This is a genomic window from Brevibacterium sp. HMSC07C04 (genome assembly GCF_001815905.1).
Lineage (GTDB): Bacteria > Actinomycetota > Actinomycetes > Actinomycetales > Brevibacteriaceae > Brevibacterium.
Genome location: NZ_KV823248.1, coordinates 11,717 through 33,463, shown reverse-complemented (window position 1 = coordinate 33,463; position 21,747 = coordinate 11,717). Strand labels below are relative to the sequence as shown.

The window sequence follows — 21,747 nt, the reverse complement described above, 5'->3', positions numbered from 1 at the left end:
TCTGTTCAGACGAGGCTGGAGAAGAACGTCCAGAACTTCGCGACGATGCTCAGGTAGATCAGCGTAAGTGCCGCGGCGGACAGGAGAACAGCGTGGGAGGCAAAGACCTGCACCGCGGGGGAGTTCTGGACAGCCGCTCCAAAGCCTCCCGTGAGTGCTAGGTGTCCGGCGGTGATGAACCACATCGGAATGACAACCGTCCACACGACGATGCACCACGGGCAGCCGATCCCGATGACGAAGATCGAGCTGACGAAGAGGAAGATGACGAGTGCGACACCGCCGGTGAGGCCGGTGAGCAGACCGACCATGACCCAGCGGGGGATGTCGGTGCCGCTGATGAGCAGCACGCCCAGCAGGAGCGGGAAGATGAACGCGGCGATGCCGATGAGCTGATTGGGAAAGCCGAACAGCTGCGCCTGCCAGAAGTTCATCACGGAGCCGCAGGAGAAAAACGGGTTGAAGTCACAGGAAAGGACATGCCCGGGATTTTCGAGCTTTTTGATTTTCTCAATCGACAGGTCCAACGATGCGATCAGCCCGATGACGGCTGTCACCACGAGGAAGATTCCAAAGGGCCTCCCGCGGCTGAACCACGGGGACGGTACGGAGAGCTCTTCTGTCTGCACACTGGTTCCTGATGTCATAGAAACATCATCCACCGCATGAGCCGACCGGTCGAATCGAGGACGGCCCAGCAGGGTTCACGCGTCGGATTCAGCACTGTCCCGGGCGCACTGTGACATAATGATCTGCAGAGCTCCGGCAGAGCAACCGCGCCGGATGTGCTTCCACCTCTCCGAAGGACTTCGGCCAGGTTCAAGATGAAGCCCGGGCCACCGCGCTGAGCATTCGCGCGAGCCCACGACAGCTCACAGACTTTTGCGTTTCAGACACAGGACATGATCCCGGTCGCGGCTGTTGCACCGCTTCATCGGGGCAGGAGTTTTCAATGAGTGACACAGTGGATCCCACAGAGGGAATCCTTTCCGATCTCGAACAGCTGCGTCAGCAGTCTCAGGGCCGCCAAACCGATGCGGACGATGACGACAGTCGCCGCGCACAGCTTTTGGAATCAATAGCCGACAAAGCGGGACAGAAGCGCGGTGCGGAGAATCGTGCCGACAGTCAGCCGGAACCGGCAGCAGCCCCGGGCAGTGTCCACGGGGACGTCGATGAAGACGAGGGCGACTCTGATCACGCGCAGGTAAGCGGTGACGAGGACACCGCGCACAATGATGAAGACGCGGAGGACGGTGCTGGCGAAACCGCATTCGCTCGCGGACTGTTCTCCAACGCCGCCAAACCGGAGGTCGCCGGTCTGCCGGTGAGCGCCGATTCCGCGGAAGTGCAGGCCGCGCCGGCTTTCTCAGCGCAGACGTCTGACAATGGCGATGGCGCCGAGGCGGTGCCGGTCACCGCTCCCGCAGGTGGGGCGCTGCTGTTCCAGCAGCCGAAGGCCGAACTGGGCGTCCAGGTGGATCCCGATTGGGAGCCTGAAGACTACGACGATTCGGAAGACGCGCAGGACTCCGAGGGCTCTGACTCTGATGACAGTTCCCACGATGACAGTCATGACGGCGGACGCGAAGGCGGACGGCGTCGACGTCGGCGCGGTGGTCGCGGCCGTCGTTCGAAGTCGCGCGATGACAGCGATGACAACGACGATTCCCACGACGACTCCGCAGGTTCTGGTGGCTCCGGTTCTGAAGGCCACGGCACTCGCCGCAGTCGAGACGACCGTAAACACAGTGACGACAGCGAACACGACGGGCGCGACTCGTCATCCGATGACAGCGATGATGACAATGATGGCGACAGCAGGCGCTCGCGGCGCCGCACGCGACGCCGCGAGCGCAGCAGCCGTCGCGCCTCGTCGCTGGAAAGCGAAGTGACCGGCATCCGCGGATCCTCTCGCGTTGAAGCCAAGCGCCAGCGCCGCCGGGAAGGTCGTGCCGCCGGACGCCGCCGCCCTGTCATCACGGAAGCCGAATTCCTCGCCCGCCGAGAATCGGTTGAGCGTGCGATGATCGTGCGCGAAAAAGACGGTCGAACCCAGCTGGTTGTGACTGAAGACGGCATTGCCGTTGAGCACTATCTTTCGGAGAAGCGGCAGCAGAGTTCGCTGATCGGCAATGTCTACCTCGGGCGCGTGCAGAACGTGCTGCCCAGCATGGAGGCTGCGTTCGTCGACATCGGGAAGGGCCGCAACGCCGTTCTGTACGCTGGCGAAGTCAACTGGGATGCCCTCGGCATGGACGGCAAACCCCGTCGCATTGAAGTCGCCCTCAACCCCGGCGACCCAGTGCTCGTCCAGGTGACAAAGGACCCTGTCGGGCACAAGGGTGCACGCTTAACAGCGCAGATCTCTCTGCCCGGGCGGTTCCTCGTGTACGTTCCCGGCAATCAGATGACCGGCATTTCGCGCAAACTTCCCGACAGCGAGCGCAGCCGTCTGAAGACGATCCTGAAAGAAGCCGTCCCCGACGGCTCTGGCGTCATTGTGCGCACAGCCGCCGAAGGCGCCTCGGAAGATGACCTGCGACAGGACATTGAGCGCCTGCACAAGCGCTGGGAGACGATCGAGGCCAAATCGACTTCGAATAAGGTGCGCGCCCCCGAACTCCTCTACAGCGAACCGGACATGATGGTGCGCATCATCCGCGATGTCTTCAACGAAGACTTCACCGAGCTCGTGATCGACGGCAACCGCATGTGGGGCGTCATCACCGAATACGTCGAATCGGTCGCACCTGACCTGCGAGACCGTGTGTCGCGCTACGAGGGCGACGACGACATCTTCGAGCACTACCGCGTCTCCGAGCAGATCGACAAAGCGCTCAACCGCAAGGTCAATCTGCCCTCCGGCGGTTCTCTCGTGATTGACCGCACGGAAGCGATGACCGTCATCGACGTCAACACAGGAAAGTTCACCGGCTCCGGCGGATCCCTCGAAGAGACCGTCACCAAGAACAACCTCGAAGCGGCCGAAGAAGTCATCCGCCAGCTGCGCCTGCGCGACATCGGCGGCATCATCGTCGTCGACTTCATCGATATGGTTCTGGAGTCCAACCGCGACCTCGTGGTTCGCCGCCTCGTCGAGTGCTTGGGCCGCGACCGCACCAAGCACCAGGTTGCCGAAGTGACATCACTGGGGCTGGTGCAGATGACTCGCAAGCGCATCGGCACAGGCTTGGCTGAGGGACTTGCCGCAGCCGGAGAAGACCTCTCCGGCCGTGGCCTCATGCTGCCCGGCACCGAACCGGACCACTCCGGACGTCAGTACAAGTCGCGCCGGAAGGGCCGGGACAACAAGGACACCGCGCACAGCTCCAACGGCAGCTCAGGTGGCAAACAGCAGTCGGAAGAAGACGAAAAGCGCAGCCGGGAATCCCAGAAGGCCATGGCTGCCATCGCCAAGGCGACCATCAGGGATCACGACGAATCCGAAGTCCCCGCAGAAGCAGACGAAACCGCAGTCGCGCACAGCGAAACGGCTGAGGCAGCGCATGACAACCCGGACAATGGGAACGCGGAATCCGCGAAGACACACGGCGACAGCGCTGAGGCAGCTGAGCCGGGTGAGCGCCGTACGCGGCGTCGTCGCGGCACCCGCGGAGGCGGTCGGCGCATCAAATCCGCAGAAGCGTCCGAAAGCTCCACAGAAGCGTCCGAAAGCGCTGAATTCGGTGCCGATGGGCAAACGGGTTTGGACAGCAGCTCCGGAAGAGACCGGGGCAGCGAAGCAAAGGCAGGCGCTGCGGCGGGCGGGCAGGCTGAGGACATCAGCATGCCGACACCGGAATCGGAGGGTCTGCTCATGATCGGAGGCGGCTCCCAGACGCGCATCCAAAAGGCCGTCCAGAAGCCCGAACCCAAAGTCGAGCCCGCTGCCAAGAAACCGACCCCGGCTGAGCCAGAGGCGCCGACAGAGCCGAATCCGCCGATCCTCATCATCGGCCAGGACTGACCCGTGACGGGGATCCTGCAGTCGGATATGACCGGTGGGATGCGCCGACTGGCCGCCCTGCTCGGCATCGACGGCGAACGCGATGTCGCGGGTCGGCCGCTGTCCGACGATCAGCTGGTCTCTGCTCTGCAGACTCTGGGCTTCACCGCTGAGGACAGCGGCGAACTGCAGATTCTCATAGATCGCGAATCCCGCCGGCAGTGGCTTTCCGCCCTGCCGGCGGCAGTGCTTGCGCAAACCGGCCAGCCCGTGACAATACCAGTGCGCACATCGGATCCAGCATCAGCGCGGGTTTCGATCGTTGGCGCCTCGGACCTGCACGCAGCCGCGAGGCTGGCTCCGACGATTACCGGAACTCACACCGTGACGGTCGGCGGCGCCTCGGAGGTCAGGCACGAGTACATTGCGACCGCACCAGCGCAGGAACCGGGTATTGCCGAAGTCCGATGCGAAGCAGCCGGCACCGTCAGCCGAGCACCTCTCATTGTGAGTGAACCGGCTGTGCAGCCCAGCGCGCGCGGTTTCCGTCTCCACCTGGCCTCAGCCCGTATGAGCCGTTCGTGGGGCGTGGGCGATTTCGCTGATCTCAGGGACATCGCGGTACAGGCCGCCGAGGTCGGCGCCGAATCCATTGTGACTGCCCCGGTGACCGCCTCTTCTGGGTACAGCCCCTTTGACGTGGAGAGCCGATGCGCCCTTGATCCGCTGTACATCAGCATCACCGACACCCCGGAGTACGCAACCGCGCAGAGCGCGACCCGTCAGGCAGTGCGGGCGCTCGGCATCGATCTGCTGGAAAGCTCATCGCGCAACGAGCCGATGAACCCGCAGCTGGTGCGCGATCGCAAACTCCGGTCGCTCTTGGCGCTGTACGAAGTTCCCGTGCGAACCAGCAGACAGGCTGAATTCGCCCGCTTCTGCGCTCAAGCCGGTCCCGGCCTGCGCGGTTGGGCCGTCTATCGGGCCATGCTGATGGATGCCTCGGTACCCGCGTCATCAGGTTCGCGCGAAGTCCACATATTCAAGGAAGAGCGCGAAGACCTCATCGACTTCTGGCTGTGGGTGCAGTTCATAGCCCGCGAACAGTTCACTGCGGCCGTCTCAGCTCCGACACGGCTCGGTTATGGACTGCGCGTCGCGGTGCAGGTGCCGCAAGCCGGACACGTGGACGCCTGGGCTCTGCCCCAGACAGTCATCAGTCTGGACGAAGGCCAGCGCCCCTGGATGCGAGGAGTATTCGCCGATGCAGTCGCTGCGGGCTCGGCGATTGACGCCCTTGCCGACACCGTATTCCTGCTGGCCGGGGCTGATCTCTCAGCGGGGGATGACTGTGAGTGCGTTCCGGGTGGCGATGCCGACATCCCGATCACCGAACCGGCTGTGCCCGCAATAATGGGTGCGCTTGCCAACAGATACGGCGGGCGCGGCGTGCTCGACGGACCGCTGGGCGAGTTCGCTGCGATCATGGGCGACAGCAGACCGCGAGGTGAACTTCCCTGGCGAGTTCCCGTGTGTGAAAACGGCAGAAAGCCCATCACTTCGCGTTCGCTGGCTGAACATCTCAAACGGTGGGGCGCGTCCGCCGGTACCATTGGCTCCCATGACGGAGATTCCTGACGAACTGCGGCAGCTGCGAGCCAGCATTGACAACCTCGATGCCGTGCTCATCCACATCATGGCCGAGCGTTTCAAACTCACTGAGAAAGTCGGCCATCTCAAAGCCGCCGCCGACCTTCCGCCGGCCGACCCCGAACGCGAACGCGGGCAGCTGGAGCGCTTGCGCGCACTTGCTGAGGCCAGCGGACTGGACCCAGAATTCGCAGAAGAGCTTCTCGCCTTCACCGTCGCCCACGTCATCCGCCGACACCAGCGGATTGCCGAGCAGGAAGCACACCACTGACTTTGACTTTTGGGTGCCGCGGAGATTATGATTGCAGGTCGGTGCAATCGCATCACGGCTGACTTTTCCTCCTAATGGGCTCCGTGCCAAGGGAAGGTTGCCGATACGTATGTGAGTGGAGCGCAAAGCCGCTTGCAGCAAAGCAGAAGGGGACTGTCTATGGTCTACGCCATTGTCCGCGTCGGTGGTCACCAGGAAAAGGTGTCTGTCGGCGATGTCATCACCGTCAACCGGATCAAAGCCGAAGCCGGAGACTCTGTCGATCTTGACGTCGTTCTCCACGTGGACGGCGACACCGTGACCCACGCCCCGGAAGACGTGGCCAAGCTCAAGGTCAGCGCTGAAGTCGTCGACGAGCTCCGCGGCCCCAAGATCGTCATCCAGAAGTACAAGAACAAGACCGGCTACAAGCGTCGTCAGGGCCACCGTCAGGAGCTCACGCGCCTGAAGATCACCGGTATCAAGTAAGCAGAACCCAGGAGTACTGAACTATGGCAACAAAGAAGGGTGCGAGCTCTACTCGCAACGGTCGTGATTCCAACGCCAAGCGCCTGGGTGTCAAGCGCTTCGGCGGTCAGCTGGTGAACAACGGCGAAATCCTCGTCCGCCAGCGCGGAACCAAGTTCCACCCCGGCGTCAACGTCGGACGCGGCGGCGACGACACACTGTTCGCGCTTGCTGCGGGAACGGTGGAATTCGGCCAGAAGCGCGGCCGCAAGACGGTCAGCGTCATTGCTGAATAACAGAGTTTAGAATTGTGGGGCGAGTCGCGACGCGGCTCGCCCCACAATCATTAGAAAGGGAAGGCCGTGGCTGTCGAGTTCGTCGATCGCGTGACTCTTTTCCTCGCCGCCGGAAACGGCGGTGACGGCTGCACCTCTGTGCGCCGCGAGAAATTCAAGCCGCTGGGCGGGCCTGACGGCGGCAACGGGGGAGACGGCGGGGACATCGTCTTCCAAGTCGACCCGCAGACCACGACACTTCTGAGCTACCACCGATCGCCGCACATCAAGGCGGACAACGGTGCCGCCGGTTCTGGGGATCTGCGGCACGGAGCAAAGGCCGGTGATCGCATCGTCCCGGTTCCCAATGGCACGGTTGTGAAGAACCGCGATGGCGAAATCCTGGCTGACCTCGTTGGTTCGGGTGCTCGCTTTGTCGCCGCCTCGGGCGGTCGCGGGGGTCTGGGCAATGCGGCTCTGGCTTCGACTAAGCGCAAAGCTCCCGGCTTTCACCTGCTGGGCACGCCCGGCGAAGAAGCCGACGTCGTCCTCGAACTCAAAACTGTCGCAGACATCGCGCTTGTCGGCTATCCCTCTGCCGGGAAGTCCAGTCTCATTGCTGCACTTTCTGCTGCGAAGCCCAAGATCGCCGACTACCCGTTCACCACGTTGGTGCCCAACCTGGGCGTGGTGCAGGCGGGCAGCACGCGCTTTACCGTTGCGGACGTGCCCGGGCTCATCCCTGGCGCGGCTCAGGGCAAGGGGCTCGGCTTGGACTTCCTGCGGCACATTGAACGATGCGCCGCTATCGTGCACGTCATCGACATGGCAACGTGGGAAGCGGAGCGCGATCCCGTCACCGACCTCAAGACAATCGAAGCCGAACTGGCCGCCTATGAAGTCGATGTCGACTCCAGCGGCGAGCTGCTGCCGCTGACTCAGCGGCCGACGCTGGTTGCACTGAACAAAACCGACATTCCCGACGGCAAAGACCTCGCTGACATTGTGCGCGCAGAGCTGAACGAAGCGGGCTACCGCACTTTCGACATTTCCGCTGTTTCCCACGAAGGGCTGAAAGAGCTGTCCTTTGCTATGGCCGAGATCGTGCTTGAAGAACGCGCCAGGCGAGCAGAGCTTGACGAAGAGCCCGCCCGGCAGATCATCCGACCCGCGGCGGTCGACCGCGCGGGGTCGTTCACCATCACGCCTGAAAACGGCCCCGAAGGGCCTGTCTACCGGGTCCGCGGCGATAAGCCCGAACGCTGGATTCTGCAGACTGACTTCACCAACGACGAAGCCATCGGCTACCTGGGCGACCGCCTGCAGCGGCTCGGGGTCGAAGACGAACTTGTCAAACAGGGCGCACACCCCGGCGACACGATTGTCATCGGCCCAGCCGAAAACGCCGTCGTGTTCGACTGGGACCCCACGCTGCTCGGTGGGGGAGAGCCCCTGGGCAAGCGCGGCAGCGATTCGCGCCTGGAAGAGAACCGCCGAGCTTCGCGTGCTGAGCGCAAAGCCGCGTTCCATGAGCGTATGGACGCGAAAGCCGCCGCACGTGCAGAACTGGAAGCAGAGCGGCTGGCGGAGAAAAGCCAGCGGGAGGCTGAATAGCCGGTGACTGATGCAGCCGCAGTGCGCGACTCCGTCCGTCGTGCCGAAACAATCGTCGTCAAGGTCGGTTCATCGTCGATTACTGATGAACGGGGACTCAATCGCGATCGGCTCGTCGAACTGACGGAGATCATCGGCAAGCTGCACGACGACGGCAAGAACGTCATTCTCGTAACCTCCGGGGCGGTCGCAACAGGACTTGGTCCCATGCCAATCGATCAGCGCCCTTCGGACCTCCCGACCCTGCAGGCAGCGGCCGCTGTCGGCCAGAGTCTGCTCATGACCGCCTATACGGAAGAGCTCGCAGCGCACGCAGTGGTGACGGCACAGGTTCTCCTGACAGTCGATGACATGGTGCGCCGCTCCACGTATCGCAATGCCCAGAACACCATCAACCGTCTTCTGGCGATGAACATTCTGCCGATTGTGAACGAAAACGACGCTGTGGCAACGGACGAACTTCGCTTCGGAGACAACGACAGGCTTGCCGCTCTCGTCGCGCAGATGGCTCACGCCGAAGCGCTCGTTCTGCTGTCCGATGTGCCGTCCCTGCTGTCGGCACCCCCGGAAGACCCGTCGGCGGTGCGGATACCGTTCGTCGCCGGTCCTGACGACCTCTCCTCGCTCACAATAGGTGGCAGCGGCAGTGCTGTCGGCACAGGAGGCATGGCGACAAAAGTCCAGGCGGCAGTGATCGCAGCAGATTCAGGCATCCCCAGCGTCCTCACGTCCTTCGACCTTGCCGTCTCCGCGGTTCGCGGTCAGGACGTCGGAACGTACTTTGGTCCCACCCATTCCAGACGGCAGACACGGCTGCTGTGGCTTGCACACCTTGCTGAGCCCGCCGGATCCATTCGCGTTGACGCTGGTGCAGCGAAAGCCCTCACCGAGGGCGGAAGCTCTCTGCTTGCCGCGGGTGTTGTGGATGTGTCCGGCCGCTTTGAAGCGGGGGAGCCAGTGGACATCGTCGACCCGCGCGGCACTCGACTGGCCCGCGGTCTTCCAAACTTCAGTGCGGACGAACTCCCTCAGATGTTCGGCCTGAGCAAAAGTGAACTCGGTCGCCGCTTCGGCGTATCGTTCCAAAGAGAAGTCGTTCACCGAAACGACATGATGTTGACAAAGAACGGGACAGTGTGACATGACGGAAACCCCTGAGATCGACCGCAAAACTGAGCGGGCAGTCACCCGCGTCGCCGCGGCCGCCAAGAATGCCTCGGCTGTTGTGTCGACCGCGTCTACAGCAGACAAGAACGCGGCCCTCGAAGCGATAGCCCGGATCTTGGAAGACAACATCGACGATATCGTCGCGGCAAGTGCGGAAGACATCGAAACGGGGAAGAAGCGCGGCTTGTCCGATTCGCTGCTTGACCGGCTTGAACTGAACGAGCAGCGGGTGCGCAGCATTGCCGCAGCTGTTCGGCACGTGATCGGTCTGTCGGACCCGGTCGGCAGCTTGATCAGCGGTCGAACTCTGCCGAACGGCATTGAGCTCATGCAGAAGCGCGTTCCCATGGGCGTGATCGGCGCGATCTACGAAGCTCGGCCCAATGTCACGGTCGACATTGCGGCTCTGGCAATCAAAGCGGGCAATGCGGTGGTCCTGCGCGGAGGTTCGGCCGCGATTTCTGCCAATACCCTCCTCGTGGAACTGCTGCGCAGAGCGGTGGCTTCGGCGGGGCTGCCGAAAGACACAGTCTCGAGTATTGACTCGTGGGGCCGTGACGGCGCCGCGGTGCTGATGAAAGCACGCGACTACGTCGACCTGCTCATTCCGCGGGGTGGTCCCGATCTCATCCAGCGGGTCGTGCACGACTCGATCGTGCCAGTCATCGAAACCGGCGCCGGGAACACTCACATGTTCATTGACTCGTCGGCGGGTGTGCGCATGGCCTCTGACCTGGTCCTCAACGCGAAAACCCACCGACCGAGCGTGTGCAATGCCCTGGAGACGCTGTTGGTGCACGAAAAGGCCGCCCGTCGTGTGCTTCCGAAGATCCTGTATCGCCTGAACGAGGCGGGGGTTGCCATCCACGGCGGCTCTGATGTCGCCGAATGCGCGCCAGAGGGCGTCCGGATCCGCCGCGTCACCCGGCGCGACTGGGCAAAGGAATATCACGACCTCGAGATCGCCGTGCGCATTGTGGCCGACGTCGACGAGGCGATCGAGCACATCCGGGCTTATTCAACCGGTCACACCGACGTCATCGTCACAAACACGATCGCCAATGCCGATGTCTTCGTTGACGCAATCGACTCCGCTGTCGTCGGAGTCAATGTGTCTACCAGATTCACTGACGGCGGTGAGTTCGGTTTGGGAGCAGAGGTCGGAATCTCTACGCAGAAGCTCCATGCCCGTGGGCCCATGGGCATTGCGGAGCTCACCACCTCTAAGTGGGTCATGCGCGGTTCGGGGCAGATTCGCAGCTGACCCCGACACGCCGAGCGGCACCGCGTGCCAACGGGTAAAGTGGTGCCCAAACAGACCCTGTACACCTACCTATAGGAGAAAAAGTGAACGAGATTCTCATTACCGCTGCAGAACACGCGCACGAAGGGGCCGAACTTCCCATGGAGCCCATCTGGTACGGAGTGACCGCTCTGAGCATCCTGTTGTTCACGGGCATCATCGCCCTCAGTTGGAAGGGCATCTCCTACCGCCACTGATGATGAACCACGAAGCGCGCAGGGTCGGGGTGATGGGCGGTACATTTGACCCCATCCACAACGGCCACCTGGTCGCCGCCAGCGAAGTGGCGGCACGGTTCGGGTTGGACGAAGTGATCTTCGTCCCCACTGGCCGCCCGTGGCAGAAGACCGGCCGAAACGTCAGCGATGCCGAGCACCGCTACCTCATGACCGTGATTGCCACGGCGTCCAACCCGCGCTTCACCGTTTCCCGTGTTGACGTTGATCGTCCAGGAAACACCTACACCATCGACACGCTGCGCGATCTCGCTGAGAAGCTCGGTGAAGGCACCGAGATGTTCTTCATTACGGGAGCCGATGCACTTGCACAGATCCTGTCATGGAAAGAAGTCGACGAGCTTTTCGAACTTGCCCATTTCGTCGGCGTCAGTCGGCCGGGCCACGAACTGTCGTCAGAGGGTCTGCCCAAGGACGGCGTGAGCCTCTTGCAGATTCCCGCTCTGGCAATCTCGTCAACTGACTGTCGCGACCGGGTTCGTGACGATTTCCCGGTGTGGTACCTCGTTCCCGATGGCGTCGTGCAGTACATTGCAAAACACAACCTCTACAGGAGCGAAATTGGCTGAGCAGTACCTAACCCGACGCGAACGGCGAGAAGCCGAACGTCGTGCCGCGGAAGCTGAAGCTGCTGCACAGCACTCTGCGGAAGTCCCAGATGACGACTATAGTAGCGATTATCAGGCTCCTGCCAAGCTGACCGTCAAACCGCAGGCGTCCGCTGCCTCAGAGACTCCCTACTCCGAACGCGAATCGAATTGGCGGGCGGGCGGCAGCACGCCCACCACCGGCACGGCGCCCGCACGCAGCGAGGCTCCGTCTCTTCCAGAGGCTCGCTTCGGCCAGCACGAAGATCAGCACTTCCAAACGCGCGCCGAGCGCCGCCAGTACATGATCGATCACGGGCTGAACCCCACACCGGTCTATGCAGATCAGGACGATGCTGATCAGGGCCTGCGGACTAACACCTCATCATTTGCAGAACCGGCGGCACAGCCGCAGCCGGGCGCATACTCTGACAAAGGTTCGGCTCCCGTGGTGAGGACGACCCCCGCGTCGGTCGCACCGTCTAGTCCAGCGGTCACTCGGGCCTACGCGCCGAGCTCCAGTGCAGAAGCTCACCGGCTTGGCGAAACAGCTCCGAAGATTTCCGGAGCTGTTGACAGGGCCAACGAAAGCCCGAAGGCCGACGACTGGGTGGCGCGCAGGCAGGCAGCGAGCAAGCCGCGCGAACGCCGCGCACCGGTAGTCAAGCCCACCAATCCGGGAATCACCGTCGTATCGGCCGCGTCGGCTCCGACTGCTGGCTCCGCGACCAAGGACATCGCGAATCTCGGCACCAGCACACTCGGCACCAGCACACGGGTCAACTACCAGCCGTCGACTGAAAAACAGCAGCCGAGCCCTGACTTCCGCAACGAGGCTTCGGGTCCTGCGACAATGCCGCTTGAATCGGTGAAGATCTCGCCGGAAGAAAGCCAAACTCTGCAGGCAGACGAAGGCGAAGAGGTCGACAACCCGCCGGTTGGACCCATGAAAGCCCGCGATGTCACATACGGAGACGGAGAAATCCTCGTCGGCGACCGCCCCTCTGTGCTTCCCTATATTGTCCTCGGGGTCGGCGGCCTTGTGGCCATCGTCCTGATCATCGTCGCCCTCATCATGCTCTTCTGAACAGAAAGGTCACAGTGCCCGCAACTGACACGGCAAAAGAGCTGGCCCGCACGGCAGCTCAAGCAGCATCCGACCGACTCGCAGCCGATATCACCGCAATCGACGTCGCAGACAATCTGGTGCTCACAGATGCCTTTGTCATCGCATCAGCATCGAACGAGCGGCAGGTCCACGCTGTCGTTGACAACATCGAAGAGCAGCTGTTGCGCAAGCACCAGGTCAAGCCGATTCGGCGCGAGGGCACGGGAGAGAATCGTTGGGTGCTTGTCGACTACGGTGACATCACTGTGCATGTCTTCCACGAAGACGACAGGGAATACTACGGTCTCGACAAACTGTGGGGCGACTGCGAAGCTATTGAACTCCCCGAATTCGAAGCCCAGCCTTCACAGTGATCCGCTGCGCGTGTGCGCACGCGGGCCCGGCCTCACAGGGCAGTGCCGTGTGCGACGCACCTTCGGCAGCCTCTGATGCTTTGAGATCGGCGGTTTCATGAAATTCCTGTTGGTGTGTGACTACGACCTGGATTATGTGGGCGGCGCGCAGACAGCCTTTGTTGCGCAGGCCAAAGCCCTGCACGACGCCGGGCACAGCGTGGCTGTTATGGCACCGCGTGCACGGCTGGTGGCAGATCTGCCCTCCGTTGAAGTCATAAACCCGCCGGGCACTGTTCGCGTTCCCGGCGCGGGACTGCCGGTCTTTCGCTTCGGCCGGGGGTTGGAGCGCTGGATGCGGCGCACACTGGCAGCAGCCGCACCGGACGCGGTTGTTGTGCATTCGGAATTCGGTCTTGCCGCGGCAGCGGTCACAACTGCCTCGGCGATGGGGATAGTCACCCTGCACACGGTGCACACCTTTTTTTGGCGTGCACCGAAAGCCGCTGGTCCGGCCGCACCTGCCCTGCGCGGTCTCTACAGACTCTTCACTCGGCAGAAGGCCCCACGTGCGAAACTTTCCGACCGTCCAGCTGATTCAGCGCTGCGGTCGATGACGCTGGCCATGGCTCGACGTGCTGATGTTGTGCTCTCGCCGTCAGGACATCAGGCTCAGAAGCTGCGTGCCGCGGGCGCGCAGAACGTTGTGGTCCTGTCAAATGCGTCCAAGCGAACAGCTCAACCGCAGCCGCTGCCTCGTTCAGTTCCGCTGCGTCTGGCATGGATTGGTCGCTTTGCCCCCGAAAAGCGGTTGGAAGTTGCGCTGGAAGCCATGCAGATTCTTTTGGATCGGCAGGTGCCGGTTCTGTTGGAAATCGCCGGTGGTGACCTGGCTCGGCACCCGGTAAACGTTCGGTGCATCGGCTCGATCCCTCAAGAACAGGTCGAGCAGCTTCTGCTGCGCAGTCACCTGGCTGTGCAGACTTCACTGGGCTTTGACAACCAGCCGATGGTCATGGTCGAAGCCTGTGCCGCATCTCGCGGAATTGTTGTGAGTGATCCTGTTCTTGCGGAGGAATTTGCAGACGCGGCGGTCCTCGCCTCTTCGACGGATGCCGCGGGACTGGCTGCCACTCTCGAAGCTCTGACCGCTGACTGGGCGGCAGTCACGGCCGCTTCGTGCGCGGCGGGGGAGCGGGCGGCAGAATCGGCCCCCACAGCCCATGCGCGGAAGCTCGCCGCGATCGTCACCGCCGAACGCAAGAGGCAGTCTCGCCTGGGCGCTTGAACACGGTCTCGAATGAAGGGGGTCAGCGACGGTGAAACCCTTCCCGAAGACCGGTGTTTGTCCTGGCCGGGTTGGTGATGGAGTTCCCCCGCCGCTAGGATGTCTCTGACCTTTACCGATTCGCCGATGATGAAAGGCGCCCACGTGGAACTCGCATCGACACTTGGCCTGTTGGGTGCGGTTGTTGTTCTCGTACCGCTGATCACGCGGATCTTAGGACGCAATTCCGGCTGGTTCATCGGCGCGGCGTACATAGCCGCCGCGGTTGTCTTCACTCCGGCCGCAGCCGCGGTCTTGGCCGGGAAGACCCCGTCGTGGTCCGTTGCCTGGGTTCCGTCGTTGGGCGCTCGTGCCGCGCTGCAGGCTGATGGGCTCGGCGTCATCTTCACCTATATCGCGCTTATCATCGGCGCGGTCGTGCTGTTCTATTCAACTCGCTACTTCCCGCCGGGGCGCACTACAAGCTTCTACTGGCTGATGGCGACATTCACTTTCGCCATGGTGGGCCTCGTCCTGGCAGATGACCTCTTCCTGCTGTTCGTGTGCTGGGAAGTCACGTCGTTGGCCTCGTTCATGCTGATTGCCCGTTCGGGTCCCGCTGCGTGGGCGCCGTCTCTGCGCACCATGTTCATGACTTTCTTCGGTGGGGTGCTGCTGCTGGCTGCGGTCGCGCTCATCGCTATGGCAACCGGCACCACCTCGGTGTCTGAGGCTTTGACCTCCAGCGCGTGGATCAATGTTCCGTGGCTTGCCCCGACGGCGGCTGTTTTGGTGGCGGTCGCAGCGTTCACCAAGTCCGCTCAGTTCCCGTTCCACGCCTGGCTGCCCGATGCGATGGCGGCCGCCACACCGGTGAGCGCCTATCTGCATGCCGCCGCCGTGGTGAAGGCCGGTATCTTCCTGCTGTTTCGCTTTTCACCCGCGTTCCACGATGTTCTCGTGTGGAATGTTCTGCTCACCACGGTGGGCCTTGTCACGGTGGCGGTAGGCGGCTGGCTGGCGCTGACGCAGGACGATGTCAAGAAGCTCATGGCGTTTTCCACAGTCAGCCAGTTGGGACTCATTGTGGCGGCAGTGGGTGTTGGCACCCCGCTTGCACTGACCGCCGGCCTGCTGCACGTTGTTGCCCATGCGCTGTTCAAGTCCGGCCTGTTCATGATGGTCGGCGTCATCGACCACATCGGACACACCAGGGTCTTCGGCTCAATCCCGAAGCTTGTGCGCATCGCTCCTTTCAGCTTCGCCGTCACCGCTGTCGGTGCGGCTTCCATGGCCGGCATTCCGCCGCTGATGGGCTTTGTGTCTAAAGAAGCGATCTTCACCGGTCTTCTCTCCGCGGGGTCTGCCGCGGGTGTGGCGGCACTTGTCGCGGCGGCTCTCGCATCGATTTTCACTATCGCCTACTGCGTGCGGGTTGTCTTCGGCGCGTTCATTGACGGGCCGGAAGCTGACAAGTCCGAGCTCAGCTCGTCTGATCCCATCATGTTCACTTTTGCGGCCTTGCCGATTCTCGTATCGGTGCCGCTCGTGTTCTCGCTGGGCAGTCTCGAAACGCTCCTCACTCCCGGTGTGGCCTCTGCCCTGGGCGCTCCCGCGGATGTTCACCTGTCCATGTGGCACGGTTTCAACCTTGAACTCGCAGCCAGCATCGTCATCATCATCGCGGGCCTTGTTGTCATAGCGTTCCGCAGCAGAGTGTTCGCTGCTTTCGCCAAATCGGGTCCGCCCATTACGACAGCCCAGGTTCTGCGCGGCATTCAGGGAGTCTTCCGTCGCTGCGGTGTTGCTCTGAACCGACTTGTCGGCTCTGAACGAGCCCTGCCGCACATCACCGCTTCGTTTACGCTCGTTGCCGTCATCGTCTACGGCGGCGCGATCGCCGTGTATGCCACCGGGGGAGTGCCGCCCCTGCAGAAGAACCTCAACCGCACGATGGACGTCGTCCTCATGCTCGTCATCGGGTTCGCGGTTCTGTCGGTCTGCATGGCCCGTTCGCGTCTGACGGCCACCATCTCGCTTTCAGCAGTCGGCATTCTTGCCACAGTGCAGCTCATGGCCCTTGGAGCTCCCGATGTCACGCTGACGCAGCTGCTCGTTGAAGCGATGACGATCATCGTGTTCATGCTTGTTCTGCAGAAGCTGCCCAAGACTTTTTGGCGCTACCCTAAGCGCAAGCAGTTCAGTCGTGCGGTATTCGCAGTGATCATCGGCGGCGCTATGGGGCTCGTGACGTTCCTTGTGTCAGGCCGGCGCGAACGCTCCGAGATCGCCATGAAGTATCTGCACGAAGCTCCTGAGATCTCCGGCGGGGACAACATCGTCAATACCATCCTCGTGGAGTTCCGCGCGCTGGACACGCTGGGCGAACTCACGGTGCTCGGCATGGCGGGCATTGCGATTGTCGCCGTCATGTCATCGGTTCGCGACCGCTACATTGACCCGCCGGCGTCTGAAATCGCAGAAGTTCCGCGCAAACCGTGGGTCGCCGTCCGGCCCAAGGGAACCGTCGCCCACCGTGCAGTATTCGAAGCCTGGCCCAATCTCGTTGCGCTGCGTTTGACGTTCAAGTTTGCAGCACCGATTCTCGCTATCACTTCGTTCATCATCTTCATGCGCGGCCACAACGAGCCCGGCGGAGGCTTCATTGCCGCGCTGGTCGGTTCGGCCATCATCGGGCTTGCCTACATGGCGACCTCGGGCGACCGCGCAATCGGACCGCCGCGTCTGCCGCTGTACCTCATCGGCGGCGGCATCATGACTGCTGTGCTGACCGGCTTCCTCAACCTGGGCATGACCGGTTCGTTCCTCGAGCCGGCCCACGGATACTTCGCCGGGCAGCACTGGACCACATCGATCATCTTCGACGTGGGCGTCTACCTGGCCGTGGTCGGACTGATTCTCGTGTCGTTCAACCTGCTCGGAACCTCCGATTCGGCCTTTACGCCTGCTGGCTCGGACATCCTCGCCGGTGGGCGCATGCACCGCGATGTCGACTTCGAGCGCACCCGCGAACGCACCGATGAAATGGTCCACGGTGAGCTTTCCGGTCCGCTTGAGGCAGTTCGCGCACAGAGGCCGACAGCCGCGCAGCGTCTGCGGGGCGGAAGGCGCCTGGGAATCGCCGAACAGAAGAAAACAGACCAGAAGAACGGAGGCCGACAGTGATTCTTTCGATCACCATCGGAATCCTGACCGCCGGCGGGGTCTATCTCATGCTGCAGCGGTCGATGGTGCGGGCCGTCTTCGGTTTGGCGATGGTCTCCCACGCCGCGAACTTCGCACTGCTTGCCTCCGGTGTATCGGCTTGGCGTCACGAACCACTGGGCGGTCGCTCCCTTCCGGCTGATGCGGCCGACCCTCTGCCGCAGGCGTTTGTGCTCACAGCCATTGTCATCACCCTGGCCGTTACTATCTTTATGCTCGCCCTGGCAGTTCTTGGACACGATGATGACCAGAAGGTGTTTCCCGAAACCGGTGAAATCCGCGAGGGCGATGTTTCTGAGGACGAACTGCTGAGCGACTCAGCTCTCGCCGAGGTCAAACAGGGACTGCGGGAGGGCGAATCATGAGCGCTGCTCTTCTCACCGTTCTTGTCGGCCTGCCGCTGTTCGGCACCGCGCTGACGGTTCTTATCCGTCATCGTGTGCTCAATGTGGTCGCGCTGCTCGGCATTCCGCTGATCAATGCGGCAGCGGCTGTTTACATGCTCATAGCCACGATCGACGGCAGCGTCTACGCCGAAAACGTCGGCGCTTACGAAGGCGGATTGGCAATCCCATTTGTGGTCGACGCGTTCGCAGCGCTCATGGTGCTCGTCACTTCGCTTGCCGCGGTGGTGTGCTGCTGGTTCCTCGTTGTGACCGGCGAAGACCAGTACCGCTTCCTGCCGTCGCTCGTGCTCATGATGATGGCCGGTGTCACCGGCGCGTTTCTCACCGGGGACCTCTTCAACTTCTTCGTGATGGTCGAAGTGATGGTGCTTCCCAGCTACGCACTCATCGCTGTGACCGGCACGTGGAAGCGTCTGGGCATCGGCCGCATGTTCGTCATGGTCAACCTGCTGACCTCCACGCTGTTGGTGATGGGCGTCGGCTTTGTCTACGCCGCTCTGGGGACTGTCAACATCGCTGTGCTCGCTCAGATGGGAATGAACGGCGACATCACAGCCCAGGGTGGACTGGGCTTGGCCATCGTCGTTACGGCACTCGGCATTAAGTCCGGCTTTGTTCCCGTGCACGGCTGGCTGGTTCGGTCCTATCCCGACACCTCGGCAGGCATGATGGCCCTGTTCTCGGCCCTGCATACGAAGGTAGGCCTCTACGGCATCTACCGCATCTACACCGTGGCCTATGGGTCTGCGAACTCCTGGCAGATCCCTTTGGCGATTGTCGCCGTTGTCACGATTCTGACAGCAACGCTGTCGGCGTGGGGCATCAACCGCATGCGCAATGTGCTGGCCTTTATGATGACCGACGGCGTTGGCCATATTCTCATCGGTGCTTCTCTGCTGACTGTCGCATCGCTGTCGGCGGGTATGTTCTACATGGTTCACCACATCATTACGATGGCCGGTCTGCTGCTGTTGACCGGGGCTATTGAGCAGACCTACGGAACCGGGGCATTCCGGCGCCTATCGGGCCTTGCTTTTCGCGACCGCTGGACCGCCGTGTTCTATGTTCTGGGTCTGCTTTCCCTTGTCGGCCTGCCTCCGACATCGGGACTGTGGGGCAAGCTCGGCATTGTGCGCTCTGCCGCGGAGAATCCCGCACCGTTGGGATTCGTCTTCATCGGGGTCATTGTGCTCGGCGCCTGCATTACGGTGCTGGCTCTGCAGCGCATGTGGCGCAACACTTTCTGGGGTGGAGCAATGAGCAGCTACCGTCCGGACTCTTCGAGCACCGGCAGGGCCGCCCTGACAGATCTGCCCGCCGATGTGCGCATCCCCTCTAAGCTGTTGGCCCCGGGCGCTTCGCTCATCGCTGTGTCCGTTGCCCTGTTCGTCGGTGCGGGTGCTCTTGCGGAGGTTACGAACTCGGCCGCCGAATCCATGCTTGACTACACTCCCTATATCGAGGCGGTGCTGGGACGATGATGAAGCCTCTGCGCCTGTTCGCCTACGCTCTGTGGATTTTCAAGGAGATCCTGTCGGGCACGTGGGATGTCATATCGAATCTGTGGCGCACACCGTATGGAAACCCCATGATCGTGCAGCTGCCGTTGCGCTGTGTTACCGACTTCGAAATCACGTCGATGGCTCAGTCGATCACGATCACACCCGGCACACTTGTGGTCGCGACCGCGTACGGCACTTCCAAGACTCCGCCGACTCTGTTCGTCCACTCTCTTTTCGGTGAGTCCGAACAGGATGTGCTCGAAGGCCTCTATGACATGGAGGACAGGCTGCTCAAGGCCCTGCGCGGCGAAGTTCCTCCGCGAAAGAGTGACCAGCAGTGACTGTCATCATTTGGGTATGCATTGCGATTCTCGCCTGCACGATCGTTCTGGGTCTGATTCGCGTTCTCACCGCTAAGGAAAGCGGTTCCCGGGCGATCATCGGCGACCTCGTGTACTTCTGTGCAATCGGCATTCTGGTGTTCATAGCGATGCTGGTGAACCTGTCCATTCTGCTGGACGTCATCTTCTTGGCTTCGCTGTTGGGCATTCTGTCGACGATTGCTCTGTCGCGTATTCTCACCAGGGGGCATCGCTGATGGAAACGCTCGCTGTCGTTCTCGTGGGCATCTTCGGGATCGGGGGAAGCCTCATCCTGTTGGGCACCGTCATCGCCATGTTCCGGGCGCGCGATGCCCTCAGCCGCATCAATGTTTTCTCGCCGGGCACGGGACTTGCCATGCCGATGATTCTGGCGGCAGCCTACGTGTTTACGCTCAGCACGGAGGGCTTTAGGTTCCTGCACCTGTTCATGGCGATCCTCGCTTTTCTTTCGCTGATCATTGTGTCGAGTGTTGCGTCGAATGTGCTGTCGCGTGCGGTATACGTGTCAGGTTCGCCGGTCAGCCGCAAGACTGTGGTCAACCGGCTCGCTGAGCCCGGGCGTCTGCGTGACGCGGCCGATGTTGATGAATTCAACCCCTACGACTGAGTTCGTTTCTCCTTGAAGATGGCAACCCCGCCGAAGCTGGCAGCCTCGCCTCGATCTGCCAGCTTTTTGGCGGGACGCATATGACAAAGCCGGTGACCGCACACTGCGGTCACCGGCTTTGCCTGGTTTCGACCTGATCGAAGGTCAGTCGAATTCGACGACTTCGAATTCCAGCAGGCCCTCTTGTTTGGACAGGGCTTCATTGGGGCTGCGGTGCGTGCGCTGTGCTGCCCACGCCTGGAAAGACTCTTCTGAGTCCCACTGGGTAACGATGTAGTAGGACTCGGTGCCCGCTGTGGGCCGAAGCATCTGGAAGCCTTCAAAGCCCGGGGCCTGGTCGACGCTGTGTGCGCGTTTTGCGAACCGAGCTTCGAGCTCTTCGCCCTGTGCTTCAGGCACTGACAGAACATTGATTTTCACAACCGACATGGTTCCTCCTGATGTCTGGACGTGTGGTTTCAGTCTAGCCAGTCTTCAATGTGATGAGCCGTCTCGGCCGGTCTTTCGTAGTGCACCAAATGCCCTACGCGAGGAAACTCATGGTGTTCGATGTTCGGCAGGCGTTTGACGAACTCATGAGTGGCCCTAGGTGAAGCGATCGCGTCCGCCCTGCCGCTGATGACCAACACGGGCATGGTCAGCTGCTTCTCCACCTCGCGGACCGTGTGGTGGGTCGATACTCGGTAGGCATCAGCCAGGGATTTTCGGTCGCTGAAGCTGCTGAAGTGCTGCTGGTGTTGATCGTGGATGAAACGACGTGTGTCACGGTCGCGGCTGGTGGCCATGGCTTCGCTCATGAGCCGCACCGTCGGTCGGTTCTTCAGCAGGAAATTGCCGACTTTCTCTGGAGCGGCTTCGGCAATGCGGTAGTAATTGTCGACCGTCACTGTGAGCAGACGGCCCGGTCCTCGGTCGGGCAGGCTGACGATCGGATTGATGAGCACGAGGGGTGTGGACGCTCCCGCGTCAGCCGCAGCATTCGCCGCCACGATCGAACCAAAGGAATGGCCCACCAAAATGGGCTGCTCGCCTGTCTGATCTTCAATCCAGTCGGCAAGACCACGCACAAACGACGTGTAGGTCTCAAGCGTCTGCTTGCCAGGCAGGGGAGGAGTCTGACCAAAGCCAGGCAGATCGGGAATGAAAGACTGCCGACCTTTGATGTTTTCGGCAATGAACTGCAGGCCGTGGTGGTCACCTCTAAAGCCGTGGATGAACAGCAGCGGCTGTCGCTGTGACGGCGTGCCGGTAGTCCAGATGTGTGCTTGTGCCTGCCCCGAGGGCAGTTGGAGGGCGACCTGTGTGTGCTCGAGTGCCATATGCCAACTGTAGTCCCCGGAAACAGATCACCAGGCGGAGCTCAGGCTCCGCCTCGTGAGTTTTGGGAGCGCTCGAC

General features: G+C 61.9%; 21 protein-coding genes and 1 pseudogene. 19 read left to right on the top strand and 3 right to left on the bottom strand.

Annotated elements, in window-relative coordinates; all coding sequences use genetic code 11:
• Positions 1–5 precede the first annotated feature (5 nt).
• Positions 6–647, bottom strand: coding sequence for a vitamin K epoxide reductase family protein (locus HMPREF3162_RS03475; protein WP_070776928.1), 642 nt, complete (start codon positions 645–647; stop codon positions 6–8).
• A gap of 305 nt (positions 648–952) precedes the next feature.
• On the opposite strand from HMPREF3162_RS03475, the gene HMPREF3162_RS03470 reads away from it, so the two are divergent.
• The 19 genes and pseudogenes from HMPREF3162_RS03470 (at position 953) to HMPREF3162_RS03385 (ending at position 20,351) form a co-directional block, all read left to right on the top strand.
• A complete protein-coding gene (locus HMPREF3162_RS03470) occupies positions 953–3,970 on the top strand; it encodes an Rne/Rng family ribonuclease (protein WP_070776927.1) in 3,018 nt (1,005 codons plus the stop codon).
• Between the two features lie 3 nt (positions 3,971–3,973).
• On the top strand, positions 3,974–5,587 hold the full coding sequence (locus tag HMPREF3162_RS03465) for a 4-alpha-glucanotransferase (protein WP_070776926.1): 1,614 nt from the start codon (positions 3,974–3,976) through the stop codon (positions 5,585–5,587).
• On the top strand, positions 5,571–5,870 hold the full coding sequence (locus tag HMPREF3162_RS03460; RefSeq protein ID WP_070572942.1) for a chorismate mutase: 300 nt from the start codon (positions 5,571–5,573) through the stop codon (positions 5,868–5,870). The genes HMPREF3162_RS03465 and HMPREF3162_RS03460 overlap by 17 nt, the downstream gene beginning before the upstream one ends.
• Before the next feature lie 159 nt (positions 5,871–6,029).
• A complete protein-coding gene (gene rplU / locus HMPREF3162_RS03455) occupies positions 6,030–6,338 on the top strand; it encodes a 50S ribosomal protein L21 (protein WP_019175393.1) in 309 nt (102 codons plus the stop codon).
• A gap of 23 nt (positions 6,339–6,361) precedes the next feature.
• The gene (gene rpmA, locus HMPREF3162_RS03450; RefSeq protein WP_019175392.1) at positions 6,362–6,613 is read left to right on the top strand and encodes a 50S ribosomal protein L27; all 252 of its coding nucleotides are present in this window, start codon (positions 6,362–6,364) and stop codon (positions 6,611–6,613) included.
• A gap of 66 nt (positions 6,614–6,679) precedes the next feature.
• Positions 6,680–8,206, top strand: a complete 1,527-nt coding sequence (gene obgE, locus HMPREF3162_RS03445) for a GTPase ObgE (protein WP_070572940.1) — start codon at positions 6,680–6,682, stop codon at positions 8,204–8,206.
• Between the two features lie 3 nt (positions 8,207–8,209).
• On the top strand, positions 8,210–9,346 hold the full coding sequence (gene proB / locus HMPREF3162_RS03440) for a glutamate 5-kinase (protein WP_070572938.1): 1,137 nt from the start codon (positions 8,210–8,212) through the stop codon (positions 9,344–9,346).
• A 1-nt stretch (position 9,347) separates the two neighbouring features.
• On the top strand, positions 9,348–10,637 hold the full coding sequence (locus tag HMPREF3162_RS03435) for a glutamate-5-semialdehyde dehydrogenase (RefSeq protein ID WP_070572936.1): 1,290 nt from the start codon (positions 9,348–9,350) through the stop codon (positions 10,635–10,637).
• An 83-nt stretch (positions 10,638–10,720) separates the two neighbouring features.
• Entirely contained in the window at positions 10,721–10,873 is a 153-nt protein-coding gene (locus tag HMPREF3162_RS11775) for a hypothetical protein (protein WP_176745864.1), read from the top strand.
• Entirely contained in the window at positions 10,873–11,481 is a 609-nt protein-coding gene (nadD, locus tag HMPREF3162_RS03430) for a nicotinate-nucleotide adenylyltransferase (RefSeq protein WP_370919374.1), read from the top strand. The genes HMPREF3162_RS11775 and nadD overlap by 1 nt, the downstream gene beginning before the upstream one ends.
• Positions 11,474–12,586 carry a hypothetical protein gene (locus tag HMPREF3162_RS03425; RefSeq protein ID WP_070572934.1) on the top strand — a complete coding sequence of 371 codons (1,113 nt, stop codon included), beginning with the start codon at positions 11,474–11,476 and terminating at the stop codon, positions 12,584–12,586. Before nadD ends, HMPREF3162_RS03425 begins: the two co-directional genes overlap by 8 nt.
• Before the next feature lie 14 nt (positions 12,587–12,600).
• Complete coding sequence (gene rsfS, locus HMPREF3162_RS03420) at positions 12,601–12,981, top strand: ribosome silencing factor (RefSeq protein WP_070572933.1); 381 nt, start codon at positions 12,601–12,603, stop codon at positions 12,979–12,981.
• 97 nt (positions 12,982–13,078) lie between these two features.
• Positions 13,079–14,248, top strand: a complete 1,170-nt coding sequence (locus HMPREF3162_RS03415) for a glycosyltransferase family 4 protein (RefSeq protein ID WP_070572931.1) — start codon at positions 13,079–13,081, stop codon at positions 14,246–14,248.
• A 99-nt stretch (positions 14,249–14,347) separates the two neighbouring features.
• The gene (locus HMPREF3162_RS03410; RefSeq protein ID WP_070572929.1) at positions 14,348–17,413 is read left to right on the top strand and encodes a DUF4040 family protein; all 3,066 of its coding nucleotides are present in this window, start codon (positions 14,348–14,350) and stop codon (positions 17,411–17,413) included.
• Positions 17,410–17,736: pseudogene (locus HMPREF3162_RS03405) on the top strand (sodium:proton antiporter); the annotation flags it as partial. The gene HMPREF3162_RS03410 and the pseudogene HMPREF3162_RS03405, both read left to right, overlap by 4 nt.
• Positions 17,737–17,813: 77 nt before the next feature.
• On the top strand, positions 17,814–19,340 hold the full coding sequence (locus HMPREF3162_RS03400; protein WP_070572925.1) for a proton-conducting transporter transmembrane domain-containing protein: 1,527 nt from the start codon (positions 17,814–17,816) through the stop codon (positions 19,338–19,340).
• Positions 19,337–19,702: a Na+/H+ antiporter subunit E gene (locus HMPREF3162_RS03395; RefSeq protein WP_371089256.1), complete on the top strand. Its 366-nt coding sequence runs from the start codon at positions 19,337–19,339 to the stop codon at positions 19,700–19,702. The genes HMPREF3162_RS03400 and HMPREF3162_RS03395 overlap by 4 nt, the downstream gene beginning before the upstream one ends.
• Positions 19,699–19,959, top strand: coding sequence for a monovalent cation/H+ antiporter complex subunit F (locus HMPREF3162_RS03390; RefSeq protein ID WP_070572922.1), 261 nt, complete (start codon positions 19,699–19,701; stop codon positions 19,957–19,959). Before HMPREF3162_RS03395 ends, HMPREF3162_RS03390 begins: the two co-directional genes overlap by 4 nt.
• Positions 19,959–20,351: a cation:proton antiporter gene (locus HMPREF3162_RS03385; RefSeq protein ID WP_070572920.1), complete on the top strand. Its 393-nt coding sequence runs from the start codon at positions 19,959–19,961 to the stop codon at positions 20,349–20,351. Before HMPREF3162_RS03390 ends, HMPREF3162_RS03385 begins: the two co-directional genes overlap by 1 nt.
• Positions 20,352–20,495: 144 nt before the next feature.
• Here HMPREF3162_RS03385 and HMPREF3162_RS03380 read toward each other — a convergent pair whose 3' ends face one another.
• Both HMPREF3162_RS03380 and HMPREF3162_RS03375 read right to left on the bottom strand, forming a co-directional pair.
• Positions 20,496–20,780 carry an antibiotic biosynthesis monooxygenase family protein gene (locus HMPREF3162_RS03380; RefSeq protein ID WP_070572918.1) on the bottom strand — a complete coding sequence of 95 codons (285 nt, stop codon included), beginning with the start codon at positions 20,778–20,780 and terminating at the stop codon, positions 20,496–20,498.
• Between the two features lie 29 nt (positions 20,781–20,809).
• On the bottom strand, positions 20,810–21,670 hold the full coding sequence (locus HMPREF3162_RS03375) for an alpha/beta fold hydrolase (RefSeq protein WP_070776924.1): 861 nt from the start codon (positions 21,668–21,670) through the stop codon (positions 20,810–20,812).
• Positions 21,671–21,747: the final 77 nt, after the last annotated feature.